Source organism: Microlunatus sp. M237, assembly GCF_056896895.1.
The window spans coordinates 771,564-790,785 of record NZ_JBXHBL010000003.1 but is presented as its reverse complement, the minus strand read 5'-3'; the positions used below and the strand labels follow the sequence as shown (position 1 = coordinate 790,785).

Here is a 19,222-nt window from a genome sequence, read left to right as displayed (position 1 = left end):
TCCTCCTCGTGGCGGAGTTCTTGTATTTCACTGGGCCGATGGATTGTGGCAAGTCGACGTTGGCGTTGCAGCTCGACTACACCCATTCCGTCAGCGGCCGGCTGGGCAGGTTGTTCACCAGCCACGACCGGGCCGGGGAGGCGACCATCTCGTCGCGGCTCGGGCTGGTCCGGCCCGCGATCGAGGTGGTCGAGGGGTTCGACTTCTGGGCGTACGTGGTCGGCCAGCTGACCAGCGGGGAGCGGATCGACTATCTGATCTGTGATGAGACGCAGTTCTATCAACCGGAGCAGGTCGACCAGCTGGCGCGGATCGTGGACGAGCTGCAGATCGACGTGTTCGCGGTGGGCATCCTGACCGACTTCCAGACCAAGATGTTTCCCGGCTCGCAGCGGCTGGTGGAGCTGTGCGACAGGATCGAGACGCCGCAGGTGCGGCCACTGTGCTGGTGCGGTGAGCGGGCCACTCACAACGCCCGTACCGTCGACGGCGTGATGGTGACCGAGGGTGACCAGCTGGTCGTCGGTGACACCGCCGCCCCCGGTCACGAGCCGCAGGTGGTGGCGTATGAGGTGCTCTGCCGTCGACATCACCGTCGGCGGGTGACCCGAGCCGTGGCCCGGGCTACCCTGTCCGACCCGCTACCGTTCGACCGCGACGACGAGGAGCTGCTGCCATGACCGTGCTGATCGATCCCGATGAGCTGGCCCGCCTGCTGGCCGGTGACCGGCCGCTGGTGGTGGCCGACGTCCGCTGGAACCTCACCGGTCCACCAGGACGCGGCGAATATGAGGCCGGCCACCTGCCCGGCTCGAGCTGGGTGGATCTGGAGACGGAGCTGGCCGCGCCGCCGTCGGGGCCGGGCGGGAGGCACCCGCTGCCACCCGTGGCGGTGTTCGAGGCGGCGATGCGCCGGATCGGAGTGCGGGCCGACACGACGGTGGTGATCTGTGACGGTGGCTCGGCCCTGGCCGCAGCACGGCTGTGGTGGATGCTGACCGACGCCGGTCACCCGGACGTGCGCGTGCTCGACGGCGGCGTCGCCGCGTGGCGCGCCGCCGGTCATCCGATCGAGACCGGGACAGGCCGCCAGGTGGAGGAGCCCGGCGACTTCATGGCCCGGCCGGGCCACCGCCGGTCGGTGGACGCCGCGGCGGTGACGGCGCTGGTCGAGTCGGGTTCCGGGCTGCTGGTCGACGTCCGCGCGCCGGAGCGGTACGCGGGCGAGACCGAGCCGATGGACCCGGTGGCCGGGCATATCCCCGGGGCGGTGAACCTGCCGTCGATGGCCAACCTCGGCGCGAACGGCAGGTTCCTCGACGCCGACGCCCTCCGGCAGCGGTTCGCCTCCGTCGGGGTCGATGCGGACGCGGTGCTCTACTGCGGCTCCGGGATCACCGCCTCCCACTCGGCCCTGGCGATGGAGGCGGCCGGGCTGGGGCAGGCAGCCGTCTACGTCGGCTCGTGGAGCGACTGGGTCAGCGACCCGGACCGTCCGGTGGCGACCGGACGTACTCCCTGACCGGACGTACTCCCTCACTGGGCGCCTCTCGACGACCCCACCGCGGCGATCAGGTGCGCTTCGGACCGCCGAACATGATCTCGTCCCAGCTCGGAACGGCGGCACGCTTCCGCTTGGCCGCGGGCTTCTTCGGTGCGGCCTCGGGCGTGTCGAGGTCGAGCGTCGGCTCCGGGTCCGCCTCATCCTGGCGCGGGTTCGGGCCCGCCTGTGTGTTCGGGCCGGCCTTGGTGATCGGGCCGGTGTCGGTGTTCGGGCCGGCGTGGGACGGCTCGGCGACCGAGGCCGCCTCGTTCCCCGCGCCGCTGTCGGTGTCGCTGGTGGTGCCGGCGCCGGCTTCGTCGCCCGGCTGACCCGCGTCCGTCTCCGGCTCCGGCGACAGTGCGGTCTCGGGCACCTGCTCGTCGCCCGGCTGACCCGCGTCCGTCTCCGGCTCCGGCGACAGTGCGGTCTCGGGCACCTGCTCGTCGCCGATGGTCAGGTCCTGCGGGATCGCGTCGGCGGTCGGCGGGGCGGCGTGTTCCTCGGGCTCGGCCTTGGTGCTGCCGACCGGGTCGGCAACAGTGTGCGGCAGCGCCCGGTCCTGCGCGGCGGCGGAGTCGGAGTCGTCATCGAGCTCGTCCATCAGGCTGGGCTCGACCGGGTAGTCGACGACGATGGCCGGCTCCCAGCCCGCGTTGTCCGTCTCCGGTACGGCGCTGGCGTCGCTCAACCCGCTGTAGACCGGCGCGGACTCCTCGGGGACGCCCTCGGCGCCCAGCATCCCGTAGAGGGTCTCCAACGGCGACTGCTCCGCCTCAGCCTCGTCCTCCAGCGCCTCCTCGTGTTCCTCCCGCGGTGACTGCGTCGACAGCTCCGCCTGCTGCGCCTCGGCGGACTCCGGGGTGTGCTCGAGGTCCTCGAACTCGGCGGCCGTGTCCTCGGCGGCGGTGTCGACTGACGCGTTGTTCTCAGCGCTGTCGTCGGCGGTGTCGTCCGCCGCGCCGTCGTCCGCCGCGCCGTCGTCCGCCGCGCTGTCATCGGCGCTGGGCGCTGGCTCATCCTCTTCGGGGAGGTCGCCGGGCTGGTCGGCGGCCTCGGCGGCGCGCCGCTCCTGCAGAGCGCGTAGCTCGGCCTCGCCCAGGTCGAGCGACTCGTCGTCGAAGTCGTTCAGATCGGCGACGGCATGCAGACCCAAGGCAGGCGCCGCGTCCTGCACCGGCGGGTCGGCCGGTTCGCGCGGCTCCTGGACCGCGCGGACCAGGGCCAGCTCGTCGCTCAGATCGACGGTCGGCTCGGTGTCGGGTGTGTCGTCCTCCCCGGAGGCCGGGCGACGCCGGCCGGACTGCGGGCTCCGGCCGGCAGACTCGCCGAGCGCCCACCGAGCGTCGTCGTTGCCGGCGACGGAGAACCGGCCACGGACATCGAAGTAGAAGAGCGCGCGGTGCTCAGCGTCCGCGGCCCGATAGTCGGCGGTCACCGTCCACCGGCCGTCCTCCATCCGGAACGAGTCCCAGACGACGGTGTCGATGTCGACCCCGCGCGACAGCAGCCGCTCGGTGAGAGCGACTCGAAGGTTGCGGTGACCGGAGGTCTCGCCGCGGCGACGGACCGAGGAGGACATGGCAAGACTGGCCACGTGCTCGCGCTCGGCGAGGACGGGTGCAGCGAAGCGCTCCACCCGGTCCAGCGGCAGCCCAGCCAGCTGTGCCACCTCGTCCAGTGACGCGCCGGCGCGGATCCGCGCCTGAATGTCGCGGGGGGTCAGTGCGGTATCCATCTCGATCTCCAGTTGTCCGAGTCGGGGCCGGTCGCCACGCAGGGCAGCGCGCAACCGGTCGTCGGCCGGTATAGCCAGTTCCTCATCCGTGTCGGTGGCCACGATCACGAACTGTCCGTCCTGGCTCAGTCCGAGAACTCGCGCGGTGCGCATCGTGTGTGGCCACTCCTTCAGATGTCTTGTCGGGTAAACCTACTCTGCCGGGCACCGATGCGATGGGGACGTGCCCGGCCCGCACTAGGGTTTCACGCGTGAGGACACGATCCAAGTGCTGACCGCAGGGCTGACCGGCGTGGTGCTGCAGACCCCGTCCGGGCTGCAGGTCGGGCTCGACCTGGCCGGCATCTTCGTCTTCGCCTTGTCCGGGGCGCTGGTCGCGATCCGCAAGGGCCTCGATGTGGTCGGCGTGCTGATGCTCGCGATCGTCACCGGACTCGGCGGCGGGATGATCCGCGACATCCTGATCGGTGCGACCCCACCCGCGACGCTGACCGACTGGCGCTACCTCCTGGTGCCGGCGCTGGCCGGACTGATCGCTTTTCGGTTCCATCCGGGGCTGGGTCGGATCGAGCGCTTCATCAACTACTTCGACGCCCTCGGGTTGGGTCTGTTCTGTGTCACGGGCTGTGCCAAGGCGCTGCTGTACGGTCTCGGGCCGGTGCCCAGTGCCCTGATGGGAATGCTGACCGGGATCGGCGGCGGAGTGCTGCGCGATGTCCTGGCCGGGCGGACCCCGACCGTCCTCAAACAGGAGGTGTACGCGTTGCCGGCGCTCGCCGGGGCGGCGGTGGTCGCCGTCACCTGGCAGCTGGGCTGGTATCGCTCCTGGGTCGCCATCGCCGCGGCGGTGCTCTGCATCGTGCTCCGCCTGCTGGCGATCCGGCGCAACTGGCAGGCCCCACAGGCCGCCGGTCAGTCGCTGTGATCGCGCCGGGCCTGCCGTTAAGATCGTCGACCATGCTGCCTCCGATGCTTGCCGGCCTGCTGCGCCGCGCCCAGCAGCAGGCGGCGCGCCAGCTCACCGGTCGGCGGCTGCTCACCGGGCCTGGCGCCGGGGGCGACGTCGCACGGGTCCGGATCACCGTGGCGAAGACGCCTGTCATCGCCCGGCTCCAGCCTGACCTGCGGCTGGCTGAGCAGGCAGCTCTCGCGGAGCAGCGCGTACGGGCAGCGCTGACGGGCGCCGACGTCGCTTTCTGGCAGATTCCGCGGGTGGCGGGACGGACCACGCTCGGGCTGCTCGGCCGCGACCGCCCAGCCGTGGCCGCCGCACTGCGCTCGCCGGAGCTGGCCGGCTGGTACCGCGACCGGCTGACTCCGCGGGGCGCCCCCACGTCGAGGCTGGAGCGCCCCGGTGACCCGATCCCGGCCGGAACGGCCGGCGTGCGATTGTGGGAGTACGTCGCCGCTGACGCGACCTCGGGGTTCGTGGCGGGGGAGGATCAAGGCGTCGAGCTTCACTTCTGGGACGCATCGCCGACGACAGGGTCGGCGAGGGTCGAGAGTCCCGCGGGGAATGGGCTGCTCGAGTCGCAGGTGACGAACGCCACCCTGGAGCGTGTCCGAGAGCACGACGTGGTGCAGCTGCGGGGCCAGGTGCCGGCCATGCTGCGCCGTGACGACATGACACAGGTGCGGTTCCCGGTCGACCTGGTCTACACCTGGGTGGACGGGTCCGACGAGGCCTGGCTGGCCACCAAGCTGGCCGCAGCCGGACAGCCCTCGGACCGGGTGCACACCGAACGGGCCTATGACGACTCGCGGTTCGCCGACCATGACGAGCTGCGGTACAGCCTGCGCTCGGTCGAGCAGTTCGCGCCCTGGGTGAACCACATCTGGCTCGTCACCGCCGGCCAACGTCCCGCCTGGCTGGTCGACCATCCCCGGCTGAGTGTGGTGGACCACCGCGACATCTGGCCCGATCCGACCGAGCTGCCGACCTTCAACTCCCACGCCATCGAGACCTGTCTGCACCGGATCCCCGGGTTGAGCGAGCACTTCCTGTATCTCAACGACGACATGTTCTTCGGCCGACCGGTCAACCCGGAGAGCTTCTTCGAGGGCAGCGGCGTCAGTCGCTTCTTCTGGTCGCGGGCCCTGGTCGACTACCTGCCGACCTACTCCGGCGAGATCGCATCCACCTCCGCGGCCAAGAACGCCCGCCGGCTGATCGCCGAGCGGTTCGGGCGTACGTTCTCGCGCAAGTTCTTCCACGTCGGCTATCCGCTGCGGCGGTCGGTCCTGGCCGAGCTCGAGCGGGAGTTCTCCGACGACTTCGTTCGGACCCGGCAGGCGGCGTTCCGCACCACCGACGACATCGCAGCGGCCGGCTCGCTGTATTTCAACTACGCCTACCTGACCGGGCGAGCGGTGCCAGGGCAGGTCCGCTACGAGTACATCGACGCCGCCACCGTCCCCGGGCTGCGGCGGATGGCAGCCGTCAGGCGTAGCCGCAACTTCGACGCCTTCTGCATCAACGACGGCGGCGCCGAGCAGACCCCTCAGCAGCGCGAGGCGATGGACCGGCGGATCCGAGAGTTTCTCGCCGGATATCTGCCGGTGCCCTCTGAGTTCGAGCGCGGCTAGAGCTGGGTGATCGCCGCCACCACCCGCTCGCAACAACGCCCGTCCCGCTCCGGGAAGGTGTCCGCGATCCGTTCGGCGTAGGGGGACTGCGTCCGGCGGCTGACCAGCACCTGGCTGATGGCCGTCGCCGCCTCGGCCACGGTCATCGCGACCGGACCGAACCCGTCTCGGGTGTAGTCGAAGTAACCCTTGCGGCCGAGATGGCCACCGTTCTCCACCCGGGCGTGGTCGAACTGGAAGTAGACCACCGGCCGATCGATATAGGCGGCGTTGAAGGCCACCGAGGAATAGTCGGTGACCAGTGCGGCGGCCCGGGCGAAGAGCTGCTGCACGTCCTGGTCCTCATACGAGAGCGCGTCGACGTGCGCCGGCAGCTCGAGGGTGGGCAGAACGGGCTGCAGGTTCGGGTGCGGGAGGAAGCCGATCCGCAGGCCCTGCTCCGCACACACCTGCCGCAGCGCGGCGGAATCCATCAGCCCGAGCCAGCTCTGCGCGTACTCGGTCAGCAGGAAGTCCGTGACCACCTCGCGTCGGTAGGCGCCCGGTCGCAGCGGTTCGTTCAGCCAGTTCCGCCAGGTGGGGGCCACCAGAATCAGGTTCTGGTCGCGCTCGGGGGTCGACGCGGCGATCGCGCGCAGCCGGTCGAAGCGGGGCAGACCGGTGAGCTGGACCTCCTTGGTGGTGAAGACATAGCGGGTGTCGTCGCCGACGATGGAGTCGTGCTCGGCCTGGCTGCTGGTGACGAACAGGTCGATCCTCTTGCTGTTCAGCCAGCCGGAGATGTCATCCTTGATCACCCCGTGCTGCAGGAAGGTGAAACGCCACCCAGGCTTCGGAAGCAGGGCCAGGATCGCCGGTGGCCGGTGGATGGCGACGTCGATGTGGGAGGAGATGACATGCGCGCAGTTCAGCATCAACAGCTTCCAGGCCAGCGTCTCGTAGCCGACAAGTCGGCGGTGGCCGGCGGCGCGCAGCCGCTTCCAGTCGGCGGAGTCCTTCTCGACCACGAACCACGCGTTGACCCGGCGGCGGTGCTTGCGCAGATATTCGAACAGCCGCTCGCCGCTGTCCCCGGAGTCGCCGACCCGATCCATGATCACCCAGGCGTCGCGGAACAGCGCCCGCACCGGCGCTGAGCGGGCCAGGAAGCGGATCGAGCGGGCGCGGCGCCGCTGGGATCTGGCTGGTCGCCGCGAACGCGCTGGCGCCGGCACCGCGCCGAAGCGCCGCCGGAGTGCGGTCGGGCGGATGGAGGTCGGCGCATAGGTCGTCCAGTCGGTTCGGAGCTCGGCCATCACCTGGCCCAGCCGGACCCGGATGGTGCCGTCGGCCCTGACCCAGATCAGTCGTTCGCGCAGCAGCGTGTGCTCGAAGTACACGAAGGCGCGGGTCTTGGTCGCGACCGGCTCGATCGGCTGGCCCCGGAACAGGACCTGCCACGAGGGTTCGGTGCCGGTGAAGCGGAAGGACACCAGCGCCTGCTTCCGCCGGTCGTCGTAGCGGTGGATCACGACGTACGGGCTGTGCCAGTCCTCCTCGACCAGCCCGTGCAAGAGCAGCTGGCGCCATTCCGACCGCAGCGGCCGGGTGTCGAAAGCCGCGATGACGTGGTCGTCCAGCAGCAGCCGGATCGAGCGCAGCAGACCGACGAAGGCCTCTGCGACGTCGCCATGGCAGGCGGTCGCGGCAGACCAGCCGGCGTCCTCGGGGCTGATGTAGTACGACAGCTCGTAGATGATCATGTTCTGCAGCCACTCCGGCGGCCGGCCGCCGGTGAGGGTGGCCGCTTCCTGGAGCAGCTCGAGATATCCGTGGCGTGGGACCTCGATGAACCGGCTCGGTTCACCCGACCCGGTCTGCAGGGTGGATGACTGGTCAGAACGCTTGCGGTAGTGGTATTGGGCCGAGCGGAGGAACGCGACGAGTGGCCGCTCAGCTCGGAGCAGGTATCGCTGACAGAAGTGACCGTCCTCGAAGTTGGGCCGGATCCGCTCGTCGAAGCGCAGCTGGTGCTCCTCGATGAGAGCGGTGCGGAAGAACGCGGCCGGTGCACTGCCGTGGAAGTAGTCGGGGAACTCGTTGAGATCCTTGGTCTGGTCGCGATGCGCGAACATCTTCCGCAACGGGTGCCGTTCGGACAGCTCACCGGTCAGGTCGTCGAGGATCACCCGGTTCGTCGCGACCATCGCCAGCTCCGGGGTGTCGCGGATGGCCTCGGCCACGCGTTGCAGATAGTCCTGGGCCAGCGTGTCGTCCGGGTCGGGGAAGGTCACCCAGTCGCCCTGGACCTGACTCAGACCGAGGTTGCGGGCCGACCCCTGGCCGCCGTTGGGTTTGGTCAGCACCGTCACCAGCTCCGGCCGTCGAGCCTGCCAGTCACGCAGGACCGCGAGGGAGTCGTCGGTGCTGCCGTCGTCGACGGCGATCACGGACAGCCTGGCCGGGTCGAACGACTGTCGCTCGATCGACGCGATGAAGTCGGACAGGTAGCGACTGACGTTGTGCACGGCCGTCACGATGGTGATCGTCGGCAGACCCGACGGCGGGTGGGCGTTCACGGGCACGGGACCTCCTCGTCCTCACTGGCTGGCCCTGGCGGCCACGGCGCAGCGCGCCGACGTCGCGGCCGCTCGTCACCCAGTATCGGGCTTGGGAGGCGATCGGCGCCGGAGCCGCCCGCCGCGGCGGGTCGTCGGGCGCGGCCGTCCACCCTGGCGACGCGTAACACGATCGTTGCATGTCGGTCCGGATTCGGTCGTAGTGTCGAATCCATGAGCGCGATGGAACACCCCCAGGCGGCCTCGGTCGGTCAGCTGAAGGCCGATGGCTATCGGAGCCGGACCGTGAAGGAAGAGCTCCGCGCCAATCTGGTCGACCGGCTCCGGACCGGCGTGGAGGCGTTTCCCGGCATCGTGGGATTCGGTGGCTCGGTGCTGCCGGAGCTGGAGTCCGCGTTGCTGGCCGGCCACGACCTGGTGCTGCTGGGCGAGCGCGGCCAGGGCAAGACCCGGCTGATGCGGACGCTGGTGCAGCTGCTGGACCCGTGGAGTCCGGAGGTGGCGGGTTGTGAGATCCACGACGACCCACTCGCCCCGGTGTGCGTACGCTGCCGCGCGCTGGCCGCCGAACAGGGCGACGACCTGGCGGTGGTCTGGCGGCACCGCGACGACCGCTACACCGAGAAGCTGGCCACCCCCGACACCTCGGTCGGCGACCTGATCGGCGACGTGGACCCGGTCAAGGTGGCGCAGGGACGCACCCTCGGGGATCCCGAGACGGTCCACTACGGGCTGGTGCCGCGCTCCAACCGCGGTGTGTTCGGGCTCAACGAGCTGCCGGACCTGGCCGAGCGGATCCAGGTCGGGCTGTTCAACGTTCTCGAGGAACGCGATATCCAGGTCCGCGGCTATTCCCTGCGGCTGCCGCTCGACGTGTTCGTGGTGGCGACCGCCAACCCGGAGGACTACACCAACCGCGGCCGCATCATCACCCCGCTGAAGGACCGGTTCGGTGCCGAGATCCGCACCCACTACCTCAGTGAGCTGTCCGACGAGGTGTCGCTGCTGCGGCAGGAGGCCGCCGTCGTGGCCCCGGTCGGTGACCACCTGCTCGAGGTGCTGGCGCGCTTCACCCGCGGACTGCGCGACTCTCCTTCGGTCGACCAGCGCTCCGGCGTCTCCGCCCGGTTCACGATCGCGGCCACCGAGGCGGTGTCGGCGTCGGCGCTGCGGCGGTGGGCCCGCGCGGGTGAGCAGGAGCCGACGGCCCGGATCTGTGACCTGCCGGTGGTGCTGCCCACGCTGGTCGGCAAGATCGAGTTCGAGATGGGCGAGGAGGGTCGCGAGACCCAGCTGCTCGACCACCTGCTCAAGGTCGCGGTCGCGGCGACGTTTCGGGACCGGCTCGGCGGGCTGGACCTGTCGGGGTTCACCGAGGTCTTCGCCACCGGCGCCGTGGTGGAGACCGGTGAGCTGGTGGCCGCCGAGGAGCTGCTCCGCCAGCTGGGCACAGTTCCGGGCCTGTCCAAGGTGCTGGACCGGCTCGGCTACGGCGATTCCGCCTCGACCGGTGAGGTCGCTGCGGCCGTGGAGTTCACCCTCGAGGGCCTGCACCTGACCCGCCGGATCGAGAAGGAGACCGTCGACGGACGCACCCTCTACGGGGCGGTCTGATGCCGGCCGGTGGCCAGGACAGCACCCACGGCCGGTTCCGATACGGCCCGTACCGAGGCGGTCCCGACCCACTCGCCCCGCCGTACGACGTCCGCGCGGCAGTGGATCAGATCGGTCGCGACGTGCTGGCCGCCGGCAGCGTCCGGGACGCTCTGCGGGAGCTGATGCAGCAGGGGATGGACGGACGCGGCGGGCTGGACAAGCTGGCTGAGCGGATCCGCAAGCTGCGCGCTCAGGCGCGACGCCGCGGCGACCTCGGTGGGACCCTGGACCAGGTCCGGTCAGCGCTCGACCAAGCCCTCGCCCAGGAGCGCGACACGCTGTCCCACTCCGACGGCATCGATGCACGACTGGCCGAGATGGACCTGGACACGCTGCCCGACGACGTGGCCGGGGCGGTGCGGGCGCTGGCCGACTATGACTGGGCCAGTGACGAGGCGCGGGCCACCTACGACTCGATCCAGGACATGCTGCGGCGGGAAGTGCTCGACGCCCAGTTCGCCGGCCTGAAGTCGGCGCTCGAGTCGCCCGACCCTGAGGCGATGCGGCGAGTCAAGGACATGCTGTCCGACCTCAACGCTCTGCTGGCCGCCCACGCCCGCTCCGAGGACACCGCCGACCAGTTCGCCGACTTCATGGACAAGCACGGGGAGCTCTTCCCCGAACGGCCGGGCGACGTCGAGGAGCTGATCGAGGCGCTGGCCCGCCGGCAGGCCGCCGCGCAGCGGATGATGAACTCGCTCAGCCCCGAACAGCGTGAGCAGATGGCCCAGCTGATGAGCTCGGCCATGTCCGACGTCGACCTCGCCTCCGAGATGGCGCAGCTGGCCGACAACCTGCGAACCCTGCGGCCAGGCTTGGACCGCGAGTCCGGTGTCGGGATGCGCCCCGGCGGGGAATCACTGGGCTATAGCGACGCCGTCGAGGCGGTGGCCGAGCTGGCCGACCTGGCGGCGCTGGAGGCCCAGCTGTCCCAGGGGCACCCGGGCGCGACCCTGGACGACGTGGATGTGGAGATGCTGGAGCGCCGGTTGGGCGCCGGGGCGGTCCGCGACCTCGAGGCCATTCGGCAGCTGGAACGCGAGCTTGAGCAGCAGGGCTACCTCATCCGGGGCGACGACGGCCTGCGGCTCACGCCGCGGGCGGTGCGCCGGCTCGGGCAGACGGCGCTGAAGCGGGTCTTCGACCAGCTGGCGGCGACGGGCACGGGTGAGCATTCAGATCACCGGACCGGCGCGGCCGACGAACCCACCGGACTGACCCGGGCGTGGGTGTTCGGTGACGAGCTGCCGATCGACGCGCCCCGGACGGTGGCCAATGCGCTACGGCGAACCGGGCTGCCGCGGAGTGGGGTCGCCCTCGACGTGGAGGACTTCGAGGTGACCGAGACGGAACGACGCACCAGCGCCGCCGTGGCGCTGTGTGTCGACCTCTCCTTCTCAATGGTGCAGGACGGGCGCTGGGGCCCGATGAAGCAGACCGCGCTCGCACTGTCCCACCTGATCGAGACCCGGTTCCGCCAGGACGCCTTGCAGGTGATCGGTTTCAACAAGACCGCGCGGGTGCTGTCCCCGGTGCAACTGGCCGAGGCTGAGCCGGAGTGGGTCCAAGGGACCAACCTGCAGCATGCGTTGATGTTGGCCCAGCGCCACCTGCGGCGCCATCCCGACGCCGAGCCGGTGGTGCTGGTGGTGACCGACGGGGAGCCCACCGCCCATCTGAGCGGGGACGGGCAGGCGTGGTTCCAGTGGCCCACCACCAGCGCCACGTTGCGGGCCACGATCGACGAGGTGGATGAGCTGGCCCGCTATGGCGCCACGCTGAACACCTTCATGCTGGGCGAGGACCCCGGACTGGCTCGGTTCGTCGAGGCCCTGGCCAAGCGGGCCGGCGGTCGCGTCTTCACTCCCGACATCTCCCGCCTGGGCGAGTACGTCGTCTCGGACTACCTGCGGGCGCGGCGCGGTCGTCGCTGAACCCGTTCCGTCACCGCGCGGCGCTGCGCCGGCGGGCCGCGCCCATCAGCCACCGGACCAGCAGACCGAAGGCGAGGCCCCAGAACGCCGACCCGATCCCCAGCAGCGTGATCCCGGAGGCGGTGGTGACGACGGTGATCACCGCGGCTTCACGGTCGTCGGCGAGGTCCATCGCCTGGTGCAGGGCTGAGCCCAAGGTGCCGAGCAGAGCGAGGGCGGCGACGGTGATGATCAGCCCGGGTGGGGCACTGCTGAGCACGAACGCGGCAACTCCTGACAGCAGTCCCAACGCGAGGTGGCACCAGGCCGCAGTGAACGCTGCCACCCAGCGCCGTGACGGGTCCGGGTGTGCCTCCTCCGACGCGGCCAGAGCCGACGAGATAGCCGCCAGGTTCACCGCATGTCCGCCGAACGGGGCCGCGGCCGCCGACACGCCCGCCGTCACCAACAGCGTCGGACGCCATGGGACGGCGTAGCCGAAGGTCTTCATCACCGCGACGCCGGGGGCGTACTGCGAGGCCATGTTGACGCAGAACAGCGGCAGCGCCAGCCCCACCATGAACCGCCAGTCGAAGGTCGGCGTGGTCCAGATCAGAACCGGCAGCAGCTCCCGCGTCGGGGGCAGGTCGGTCACCGTCAGCGCGACCACCGCCAGCGCAGTCAGCAGGGCGAGCGGCACGGCCCAACGGCGCAGCAGCAGGTACGCCGCGAGCCAGACGACGAGGACCGGGGCGACGTAACGGGGAGACACCGCCAAGGTGGTGAACGCGGTGGCACAGATGGGGATCAGCACTCCGGCCAGCATGGCGTTGGCGATCGACACCGGGATGGCGCCGATGGCCCGGGCCAGCCACGGCCACAGTGCCGTCAACGCCGTCAGCGCAGCCACGACCACGAAGACGCCCACGGCGGCTGACCAGTTCTGGGTGCCGAGCGAGGTACCCGCCAGCAGCGCCGCACCCGGTGTGGACCAGGCCAAGGTGATCGGGATCCGATAGCGCAGCGTGAGGATGACGATGCCCAGCGCCATCGCCAGGCACAACACCAGCAGTCCGGACGCCGCCTGCAGGCGAGTCGCGCCCTGGCCGGTCAGACCGGCCAGCACGATGGCGAACGAGCTGGAGAACCCGACCAACGCGGTGACGAGGCCCGCGAGGACGGCCGACGAGGTCCCACCGGATGCGGACGCGGACGCGTTCGGCGGCGGGGACGAGGTCACGCCCGAACCCTAGAGGCCCGCGCAGCGGCACGCAGCGATATCTGGACGCGAGTCCCGCCCGATGTGACGCCGACCCGCATCCCCTCGCCGAACGGGTGGCAGGAGGCTAGGGTTCGCACCATGTACTACATCCCGTTCCTCGCTGAGCTGCACCGTCGAGTCGCCCCCCAGACGTATCTGGAGATCGGTGTGCGCGACGGCCGCAGCCTGTCCCTGGCACGTTGTCCGAGCGTCGCCATCGACCCGGCCTTCGCCATCCGCCATGAGCTCCATGCGCAGGTGAACCTGTTCCGGACATCGAGCGACGAGTACTTTCAACGACCGACCCCGCTCGAGCCGGTCGACGGCCGGCCGTTCGAGCTGGCGTTCATCGACGGGCTGCACATCTTCGAGTTCTCGCTGCGGGACTTCATCAACGCTGAGCGCCACAGCTCGGCCCGCGGGGTGATCGTCTTCGACGACGTCCTGCCGCGCTCGGTGGACGAGGCGGCGCGTGAGCGGCACACCGGAGCGTGGACCGGAGACGTATATCCCATCCTCGAGGTGCTCGCCCGATACCGGCCGGACCTGATCGCGCTGCCCGTGGGGACCCAGCCGACCGGGCTGCTGCTGGTCGTCGGGCTGGACCCGGAGAACACCACGTTGGCCGACAACTACGACCGCATCCTGGCGGAGTTCCGTCGTCCCGACCCGCAGCCGGTGCCGGCGGAGCTGATGGACAGGCTGAGCGTCATCCCGGCGGCGCGGATGCTCGACGATGATCTGTTCGAGCTGCTGGGCGCCCTCGACCACTCGATCACCGCCGAAGAACTGCGGCCGAGGTTGCACAGCCACGTCGCCGCCGCCTTCGGTACCGGCTTCACCGCGCTCGAGCGGCAGCCGGCCAGCTGAGAGTTCTCGCTACCGCTGGGTGAGCGTCTGGTACGCCCACCGGGCGGGGCCGAACCGGGCCAGCTTCTTGGCTGCCGGCTCGAGAGCGCTCGGCACCTTGCGGCGCAGCCGGCGCAGTGCGGGCTGCGGTCCCGCACTGGCGGCCGCTGGGGCCTTCTTCGCTGGGGCCTTCTTGGCGGGGGCCTTCTTGGCGGGGGCCTTCTTCGCCGCCGTCGCCGGAGCCTTCTTCGGCTCGGCCGCCGGGGGCGGGGTGGGGATGACGGTCATGGCTCCCAGGCCGGAGATCTCCAAGCTCATGCCCAGTCCGACTGGCCGTGGCCCACCGAAGTGGGCCGACAAGGCGGCGACGCCCGCGATGCCGCTGACGTAGGCCTCGAGTCGGATCGCGTTGTCCTGACTGATGAGCTTGGCCGGCACCGCGAAGCTGTCGAGCGCGATCCTCCCGTTGATCACGGCGTCACCGTGGGCGTGCAGGTGGGGGAGCCGCCAGGTCAGCAGGTCACCGCGGACGGACTCCACGACCTGCGCGTCGGCTGCAGCGGCTTGGCGAACGAGCCCGTAGCGGGTCGCCCCCACGTCGATCATCAGCGGCTCTCCGGCCTCGCCGATGACGACCGGGCGGCCGTCCACGACGGCGGACGCGAGCGGCGCCCGCGGCACGTCGATCAACAGCTCCCGGTCTTTGTCGATCACGCGCAGCGCCAGCTGCCAGACCCCGTCCGCCATCGGCTCGCCCAACGCCGCGAAACCGAGGTCGACCGTCGCCTCGACGACCGACGAGCTGCCCGGGTTGTCACCGTGACCGGGCGCGGGCTCCACCCGGTGGGCGAGGTGGAACTCCTCATCGGTCGCGGTGTTGCGCACGACGACCACCAGCGACGACAGATCCAGAGCGGTGCCGCTGATCGGCTGGCGAAGGTGGAGGAGCCCGCCCTGCCAGCTCAGCGTGGGTCGCTCCGCGCTCAGATCCGCATCAGCGGAGACCTGACTCGACGGGGCACCGACCTTCACCGCGGGATAGTCGGCCAGGCCCGCGATGGCGTCGGTCTGTGCCATCAGGGCAGCGCCGAACCCGCGCTCACCGGGCACCTGGTCCAGCTCCAGCAGGACGCTGCGCCGATACAGGACACAGCCGGCCTGGAGGGCTCGCTCCCGCTGGTCGGCGGGGATCCGGTCCTGGTTGGTCGGCACCAGGACCAGGTCTGATCCAGCCGGCGACAGCGTCCGGCCGACCACCACATCCGCTGCGGTCCGAGCGGCCGCGGCGCACAACCTGGCCAGCGCCTGGGGCAGCAGCGTCAGTTGCGGGTCCGCCACCAGCACGTACTCGCCGGCGGCCTGCTGCAGCGCCAGCCGGATCAGGTCGGCATCGGTCGCGTGGCCCGGACCGCCCACCAGCTGCACGTTGGGGCGGCGGCCGGCGAGCTGGCGCAGCCGCTGCAGCGTGCCGTCGGTGGACCCCCAGTCGGCGTACACCGTCTCGAAGTCGCCGACCGGCAGCGTCTGGCGGTCCAGTGAACCGATCAGTGCGAAGATCGCCGAGCTGGGGTTGCGCGTGGGGACCAGGACGCTCACGGTGACGGACATGGCGGCATTCTGCCATCACACCCGCCCGCTGGGGCGGCGGTGGGTCAGACCGCGGGTGGAGTTTGTTGCTGGCGCTCCAGAATGCTCAGCAGATAGGCCCCATAGCCGGACTTCTGCAGGGTCTTGGCCCGCGCGGCCAGCTCGTCGTCGCTGAGGAAGCCCTGCCGCCACGACGCCTCCTCCGGTGATCCGACCTTGAGGCCCTGGCGTGCCTCCAGGGTGCGGACGAAGTTGCTGGCGTCGTTGAGCGAGTCGAAGGTGCCGGTATCCAGCCAGGCGGTGCCACGGGGCAGCACGCCGACCTGCAGCCGGCCCTGGTCCAGGTAGACCCGGTTGACGTCGGTGATCTCGTACTCCCCGCGCGGCGACGGCTTCAGTCCGCGGGCGATCTCGACCACGTCGTTGTCATAGAAGTACAGACCGGGAACGGCATAGTTCGAGCGCGGGGCGAGTGGCTTCTCCTCCAGCGAGATGGCCGCACCCGAGCCGTCGAACTCGACCACGCCGTAGGCACTCGGCTCGGCCACCCAGTAGGCGAAGACGGCGCCGCCGTCGACGTCTTGGAACCGTTGGAGCTGGTTGCCCAGACCGGGCCCGTAGAAGATGTTGTCGCCCAGCACCAGGGCGACCTTCTCCTCGCCGATGAAGTCGGCGCCGATGACGAAGGCCTGGGCCAGTCCGTCAGGGGAGGGCTGAGTCGCGTAGGTGATCGCGATCCCGAACTGCGACCCGTCGCCGAGCAGCCGCTGGAAGCCGTCGGCGTCGTGCGGGGTGGTGATGATCAACACGTCGCGGATGCCGGCGAAGATCAACGTGGACAGCGGGTAGTAGATCATCGGCTTGTCATAGACCGGCACCAGCTGCTTGCTGATGCCCATGGTCACCGGGTGCAGCCGGGTGCCCGAGCCGCCGGCGAGGATGATCCCGCGCACTGTGTTCTCCATCGTCGTCGTGTCGCGTGCCGGCGATGCCGGTGCGGTCGGCGTGATCTTACCGGTCGCCAGCAGCGCACCGTGGCCTTCGAACCGCTTCCGGGCCACGGCGGCTCGGGCGTCGTGCGTCCGCCATCGGTCTAGGATGACCGCCATGCCTGAGTTCCTGGTCACCGGCGGCGCCGGCTTCATCGGCTCCAACTTCGTCCGCCACCTGTTGCACCACACCGACGCCACCATCACCGTGGTCGACAAGCTGACGTACGCGGGCAGCCGCGAGTCGCTGGAGGGTCTGGACCCCGCCCGGGTGTCGTTCGTGCAGGGTGATATCTGTGACGCACCGTTGATGGACGAGTTGGTGGCCGGGCATCGGGTGGTCGTCCACTTCGCCGCGGAGTCCCATAACGACAACTCGCTGAACGACCCCTCGCCGTTCCTCCAGACCAACGTCATCGGTACCTACACCCTGCTCGAAGCGGTCCGTCGCCACGGCACCCGCTACCACCACATCTCCACCGACGAGGTGTACGGCGACCTGGAGCTCGACGACCCGGAGCGGTTCACCGAGAACACCCCGTACAACCCGTCCAGCCCGTACTCCTCGACCAAGGCCGGCTCGGATCTGCTCGTCCGTGCCTGGGTCCGCTCCTTCGGTGTGCAGGCCACGATCAGCAACTGCTCCAACAACTACGGTCCCTTCCAGCACGTGGAGAAGTTCATCCCGCGCCAGATCACCAACGTGATCGACGGCGAGCGGCCCAAGCTCTACGGGGCCGGTGCGAATGTCCGCGACTGGATCCATGCCGACGACCACAGCGCGGCTGTGCTGCGCATCGTCGAGGCCGGCACCATCGGGGACACCTACCTGATCGGCGCCGACGGGGAGAAGAACAACCGCGAGGTGATCGAGACCATCCTGACGATCATGGGCCGCCCGAGCGACGGCTACGACCACGTCAACGACCGCGCCGGTCACGACCTGCGCTACGCGATCGACTCCACCAAGCTGCGGACCGAGCTGGGCTGGCTGCCGCGGTACCGCGACTTCACCGCAGGCCTGGAACAGACCATCGCCTGGTATGCGGCCAACGAGGCGTGGTGGCGGCCACAGAAGGCGGCGACCGAGGCGAAGTATTCCGCGGTCGGCCAGTGACGGGAACCGCGACGGTGAGTTCGCTCGCGCTCAGTCGTACGCCGATCCCCGGTCTTGTCGTGCTGGACCTGCCGGTGCACGGTGACAACCGTGGCTGGTTCAAGGAGAACTGGCAGCGCTCGAAGATGGTCGCGCTCGGCCTGCCCGACTTCGAACCGGTCCAGAACAACGTCTCCTTCAACGCAAAAGCCGGCGTGACCCGGGGCTTCCACGCCGAGCCGTGGGACAAGCTGGTGTCCGTGGCCACCGGCCGGGTCTTCGGTGCCTGGGTCGACCTGCGCGCCGGCGACACCTTCGGCGCGGTCTTCAGCACCGAGATCGGGCCCGACCGCGCGGTGTTCGTGCCGGACGGGGTCGGCAACGCGTTCCAGACCGTCGAGGACGCTACGGCGTACTCCTATCTGGTGAACGACCACTGGAGTGCGGCGGCGAAGAGCTCCTACGCCTTCGTCAACCTGGCCGATGAAACCCTGGCCATCGACTGGCCGATCCCGCTGGCGCAGGCCGAGATGTCGGACGCCGATCGGACCCATCCCCGGCTGGCCGAGGTACGTCCCACCCCGCGCCGCAGGACGCTGATCCTGGGTGCGGGCGGTCAGCTCGGCCGGGCGCTGACCGCGCTGCTGCCCGACGCGGTCGCCGCCACCCGGGAGACCCTCGACCTGACTGATCCCACCGCCGTGGACCGGATCGCCTGGCGCCAGTACGACACCGTCATCAACGCCGCGGCCTACACCGCCGTCGACGCCGCCGAGACCGAGGAAGGCCGTCGCGCGGCCTGGCAGACCAACGTGAGTGCCGTCGGTCGGCTGGTGGAGGTGGCGCGGGAACACCGGCTGACACTGGTGAACGTCTCGTCGGACTACGTCTTCGACGGCAGCCAGCAGGTGCATGACGAGGACGAGCCGTTCTCCCCGCTCGGCGTCTACGGCCAGACGAAGGCGGCGGGGGACGCGCTGGTGGCGACGCTGCCCCGGCATTACACGCTGCGGACCAGCTGGGTGGTGGGGCAGGGTCGCAACTTCGTCCGCACGATGGCCTCGCTGGCCGAGCGCGGCGTCTCGCCGCAGGTGATCGCCGACCAATTCGGCCGGCTGACCTTCGCCGATGACCTGGCGCGCGCCATCGTCCATCTGCTCCAGCACCGCTGTGCTCCCGGCACCTACAACGTGACCTGCTCGGGCGAGACCCAGACCTGGGCGAGCATCGCACGGGCCGTGTTCAGCCAGCTCGACACCTCGGCCACGATCACCGACGTGACCACGGACGCGTACGGCGCCGGCAAATCGCTGGCGCCGCGGCCGCAGCACAGCGTGCTCGCCCTGGACAAGATCGTGGCCACGGGTTTCACGCCATCAGATGGAACCGTCGCGCTGACCGACTACGTCGCCTCCCTGCGCCACGCCTGAGCCGGTCGCCGCGCCGGGG

The 19,222-nt window shown here is 70.2% G+C and carries 14 protein-coding genes; 9 read left to right on the top strand and 5 right to left on the bottom strand.

Translation table 11 applies throughout. From position 1 onward, the window contains the following. Positions 1-8 precede the first annotated feature (8 nt). Positions 9-680, top strand: coding sequence for a thymidine kinase (locus AC1XX3_RS14725; RefSeq protein WP_483322115.1), 672 nt, complete (start codon positions 9-11; stop codon positions 678-680). After that, positions 677-1,522: a sulfurtransferase gene (locus AC1XX3_RS14720; RefSeq protein WP_483321885.1), complete on the top strand. Its 846-nt coding sequence runs from the start codon at positions 677-679 to the stop codon at positions 1,520-1,522. Before AC1XX3_RS14725 ends, AC1XX3_RS14720 begins: the two co-directional genes overlap by 4 nt. Positions 1,523-1,571: 49 nt before the next feature. Here AC1XX3_RS14720 and sepH read toward each other — a convergent pair whose 3' ends face one another. Continuing rightward, complete coding sequence (gene sepH / locus AC1XX3_RS14715) at positions 1,572-3,431, bottom strand: septation protein SepH (RefSeq protein WP_483321884.1); 1,860 nt, start codon at positions 3,429-3,431, stop codon at positions 1,572-1,574. 115 nt (positions 3,432-3,546) lie between these two features. On the opposite strand from sepH, the gene AC1XX3_RS14710 reads away from it, so the two are divergent. Together AC1XX3_RS14710 and AC1XX3_RS14705 are read left to right on the top strand one after the other, a co-directional pair. Beyond that, a complete protein-coding gene (locus AC1XX3_RS14710; RefSeq protein ID WP_483321883.1) occupies positions 3,547-4,203 on the top strand; it encodes a trimeric intracellular cation channel family protein in 657 nt (218 codons plus the stop codon). 32 nt (positions 4,204-4,235) lie between these two features. Next, the gene (locus AC1XX3_RS14705) at positions 4,236-5,864 is read left to right on the top strand and encodes a stealth family protein (protein ID WP_483321882.1); all 1,629 of its coding nucleotides are present in this window, start codon (positions 4,236-4,238) and stop codon (positions 5,862-5,864) included. Here the strand turns inward: AC1XX3_RS14705 and AC1XX3_RS14700 are convergent. Next, positions 5,861-8,428, bottom strand: a complete 2,568-nt coding sequence (locus AC1XX3_RS14700; RefSeq protein ID WP_483321881.1) for a bifunctional glycosyltransferase/CDP-glycerol:glycerophosphate glycerophosphotransferase — start codon at positions 8,426-8,428, stop codon at positions 5,861-5,863. The genes AC1XX3_RS14705 and AC1XX3_RS14700 overlap by 4 nt on opposite strands. A 207-nt stretch (positions 8,429-8,635) precedes the next feature. Here AC1XX3_RS14700 and AC1XX3_RS14695 point away from each other — a divergent pair, with 207 nt between their 5' ends. Together AC1XX3_RS14695 and AC1XX3_RS14690 are read left to right on the top strand one after the other, a co-directional pair. Continuing rightward, the gene (locus tag AC1XX3_RS14695; protein ID WP_483321880.1) at positions 8,636-10,036 is read left to right on the top strand and encodes a sigma 54-interacting transcriptional regulator; all 1,401 of its coding nucleotides are present in this window, start codon (positions 8,636-8,638) and stop codon (positions 10,034-10,036) included. Beyond that, positions 10,036-12,012, top strand: coding sequence for a vWA domain-containing protein (locus AC1XX3_RS14690; protein WP_483321879.1), 1,977 nt, complete (start codon positions 10,036-10,038; stop codon positions 12,010-12,012). Before AC1XX3_RS14695 ends, AC1XX3_RS14690 begins: the two co-directional genes overlap by 1 nt. A gap of 10 nt (positions 12,013-12,022) precedes the next feature. On the opposite strand, the gene AC1XX3_RS14685 is transcribed toward AC1XX3_RS14690, so the two are convergent. Continuing rightward, on the bottom strand, positions 12,023-13,231 hold the full coding sequence (locus AC1XX3_RS14685) for a benzoate/H(+) symporter BenE family transporter (protein WP_483321878.1): 1,209 nt from the start codon (positions 13,229-13,231) through the stop codon (positions 12,023-12,025). Positions 13,232-13,351: 120 nt separating this feature from the next. Between AC1XX3_RS14685 and AC1XX3_RS14680 the strand changes: the two genes are divergently transcribed. Then, positions 13,352-14,122 carry a class I SAM-dependent methyltransferase gene (locus AC1XX3_RS14680; RefSeq protein WP_483321877.1) on the top strand — a complete coding sequence of 257 codons (771 nt, stop codon included), beginning with the start codon at positions 13,352-13,354 and terminating at the stop codon, positions 14,120-14,122. A 9-nt stretch (positions 14,123-14,131) separates the two neighbouring features. Here the strand turns inward: AC1XX3_RS14680 and AC1XX3_RS14675 are convergent, their stop codons facing one another. Then, on the bottom strand, positions 14,132-15,709 hold the full coding sequence (locus AC1XX3_RS14675; RefSeq protein ID WP_483321876.1) for a glycosyltransferase family 2 protein: 1,578 nt from the start codon (positions 15,707-15,709) through the stop codon (positions 14,132-14,134). Positions 15,710-15,753: 44 nt separating this feature from the next. After that, entirely contained in the window at positions 15,754-16,641 is an 888-nt protein-coding gene (gene rfbA / locus AC1XX3_RS14670) for a glucose-1-phosphate thymidylyltransferase RfbA (protein ID WP_483322114.1), read from the bottom strand. A gap of 154 nt (positions 16,642-16,795) precedes the next feature. On the opposite strand from rfbA, the gene rfbB reads away from it, so the two are divergent. Together rfbB and AC1XX3_RS14660 are read left to right on the top strand one after the other, a co-directional pair. Then, positions 16,796-17,794: a dTDP-glucose 4,6-dehydratase gene (gene rfbB / locus AC1XX3_RS14665; RefSeq protein WP_483321875.1), complete on the top strand. Its 999-nt coding sequence runs from the start codon at positions 16,796-16,798 to the stop codon at positions 17,792-17,794. 14 nt (positions 17,795-17,808) lie between these two features. Further along, positions 17,809-19,203: a sugar nucleotide-binding protein gene (locus tag AC1XX3_RS14660; RefSeq protein ID WP_483321874.1), complete on the top strand. Its 1,395-nt coding sequence runs from the start codon at positions 17,809-17,811 to the stop codon at positions 19,201-19,203. The last annotated feature ends 19 nt before the right edge of the window (positions 19,204-19,222 follow it).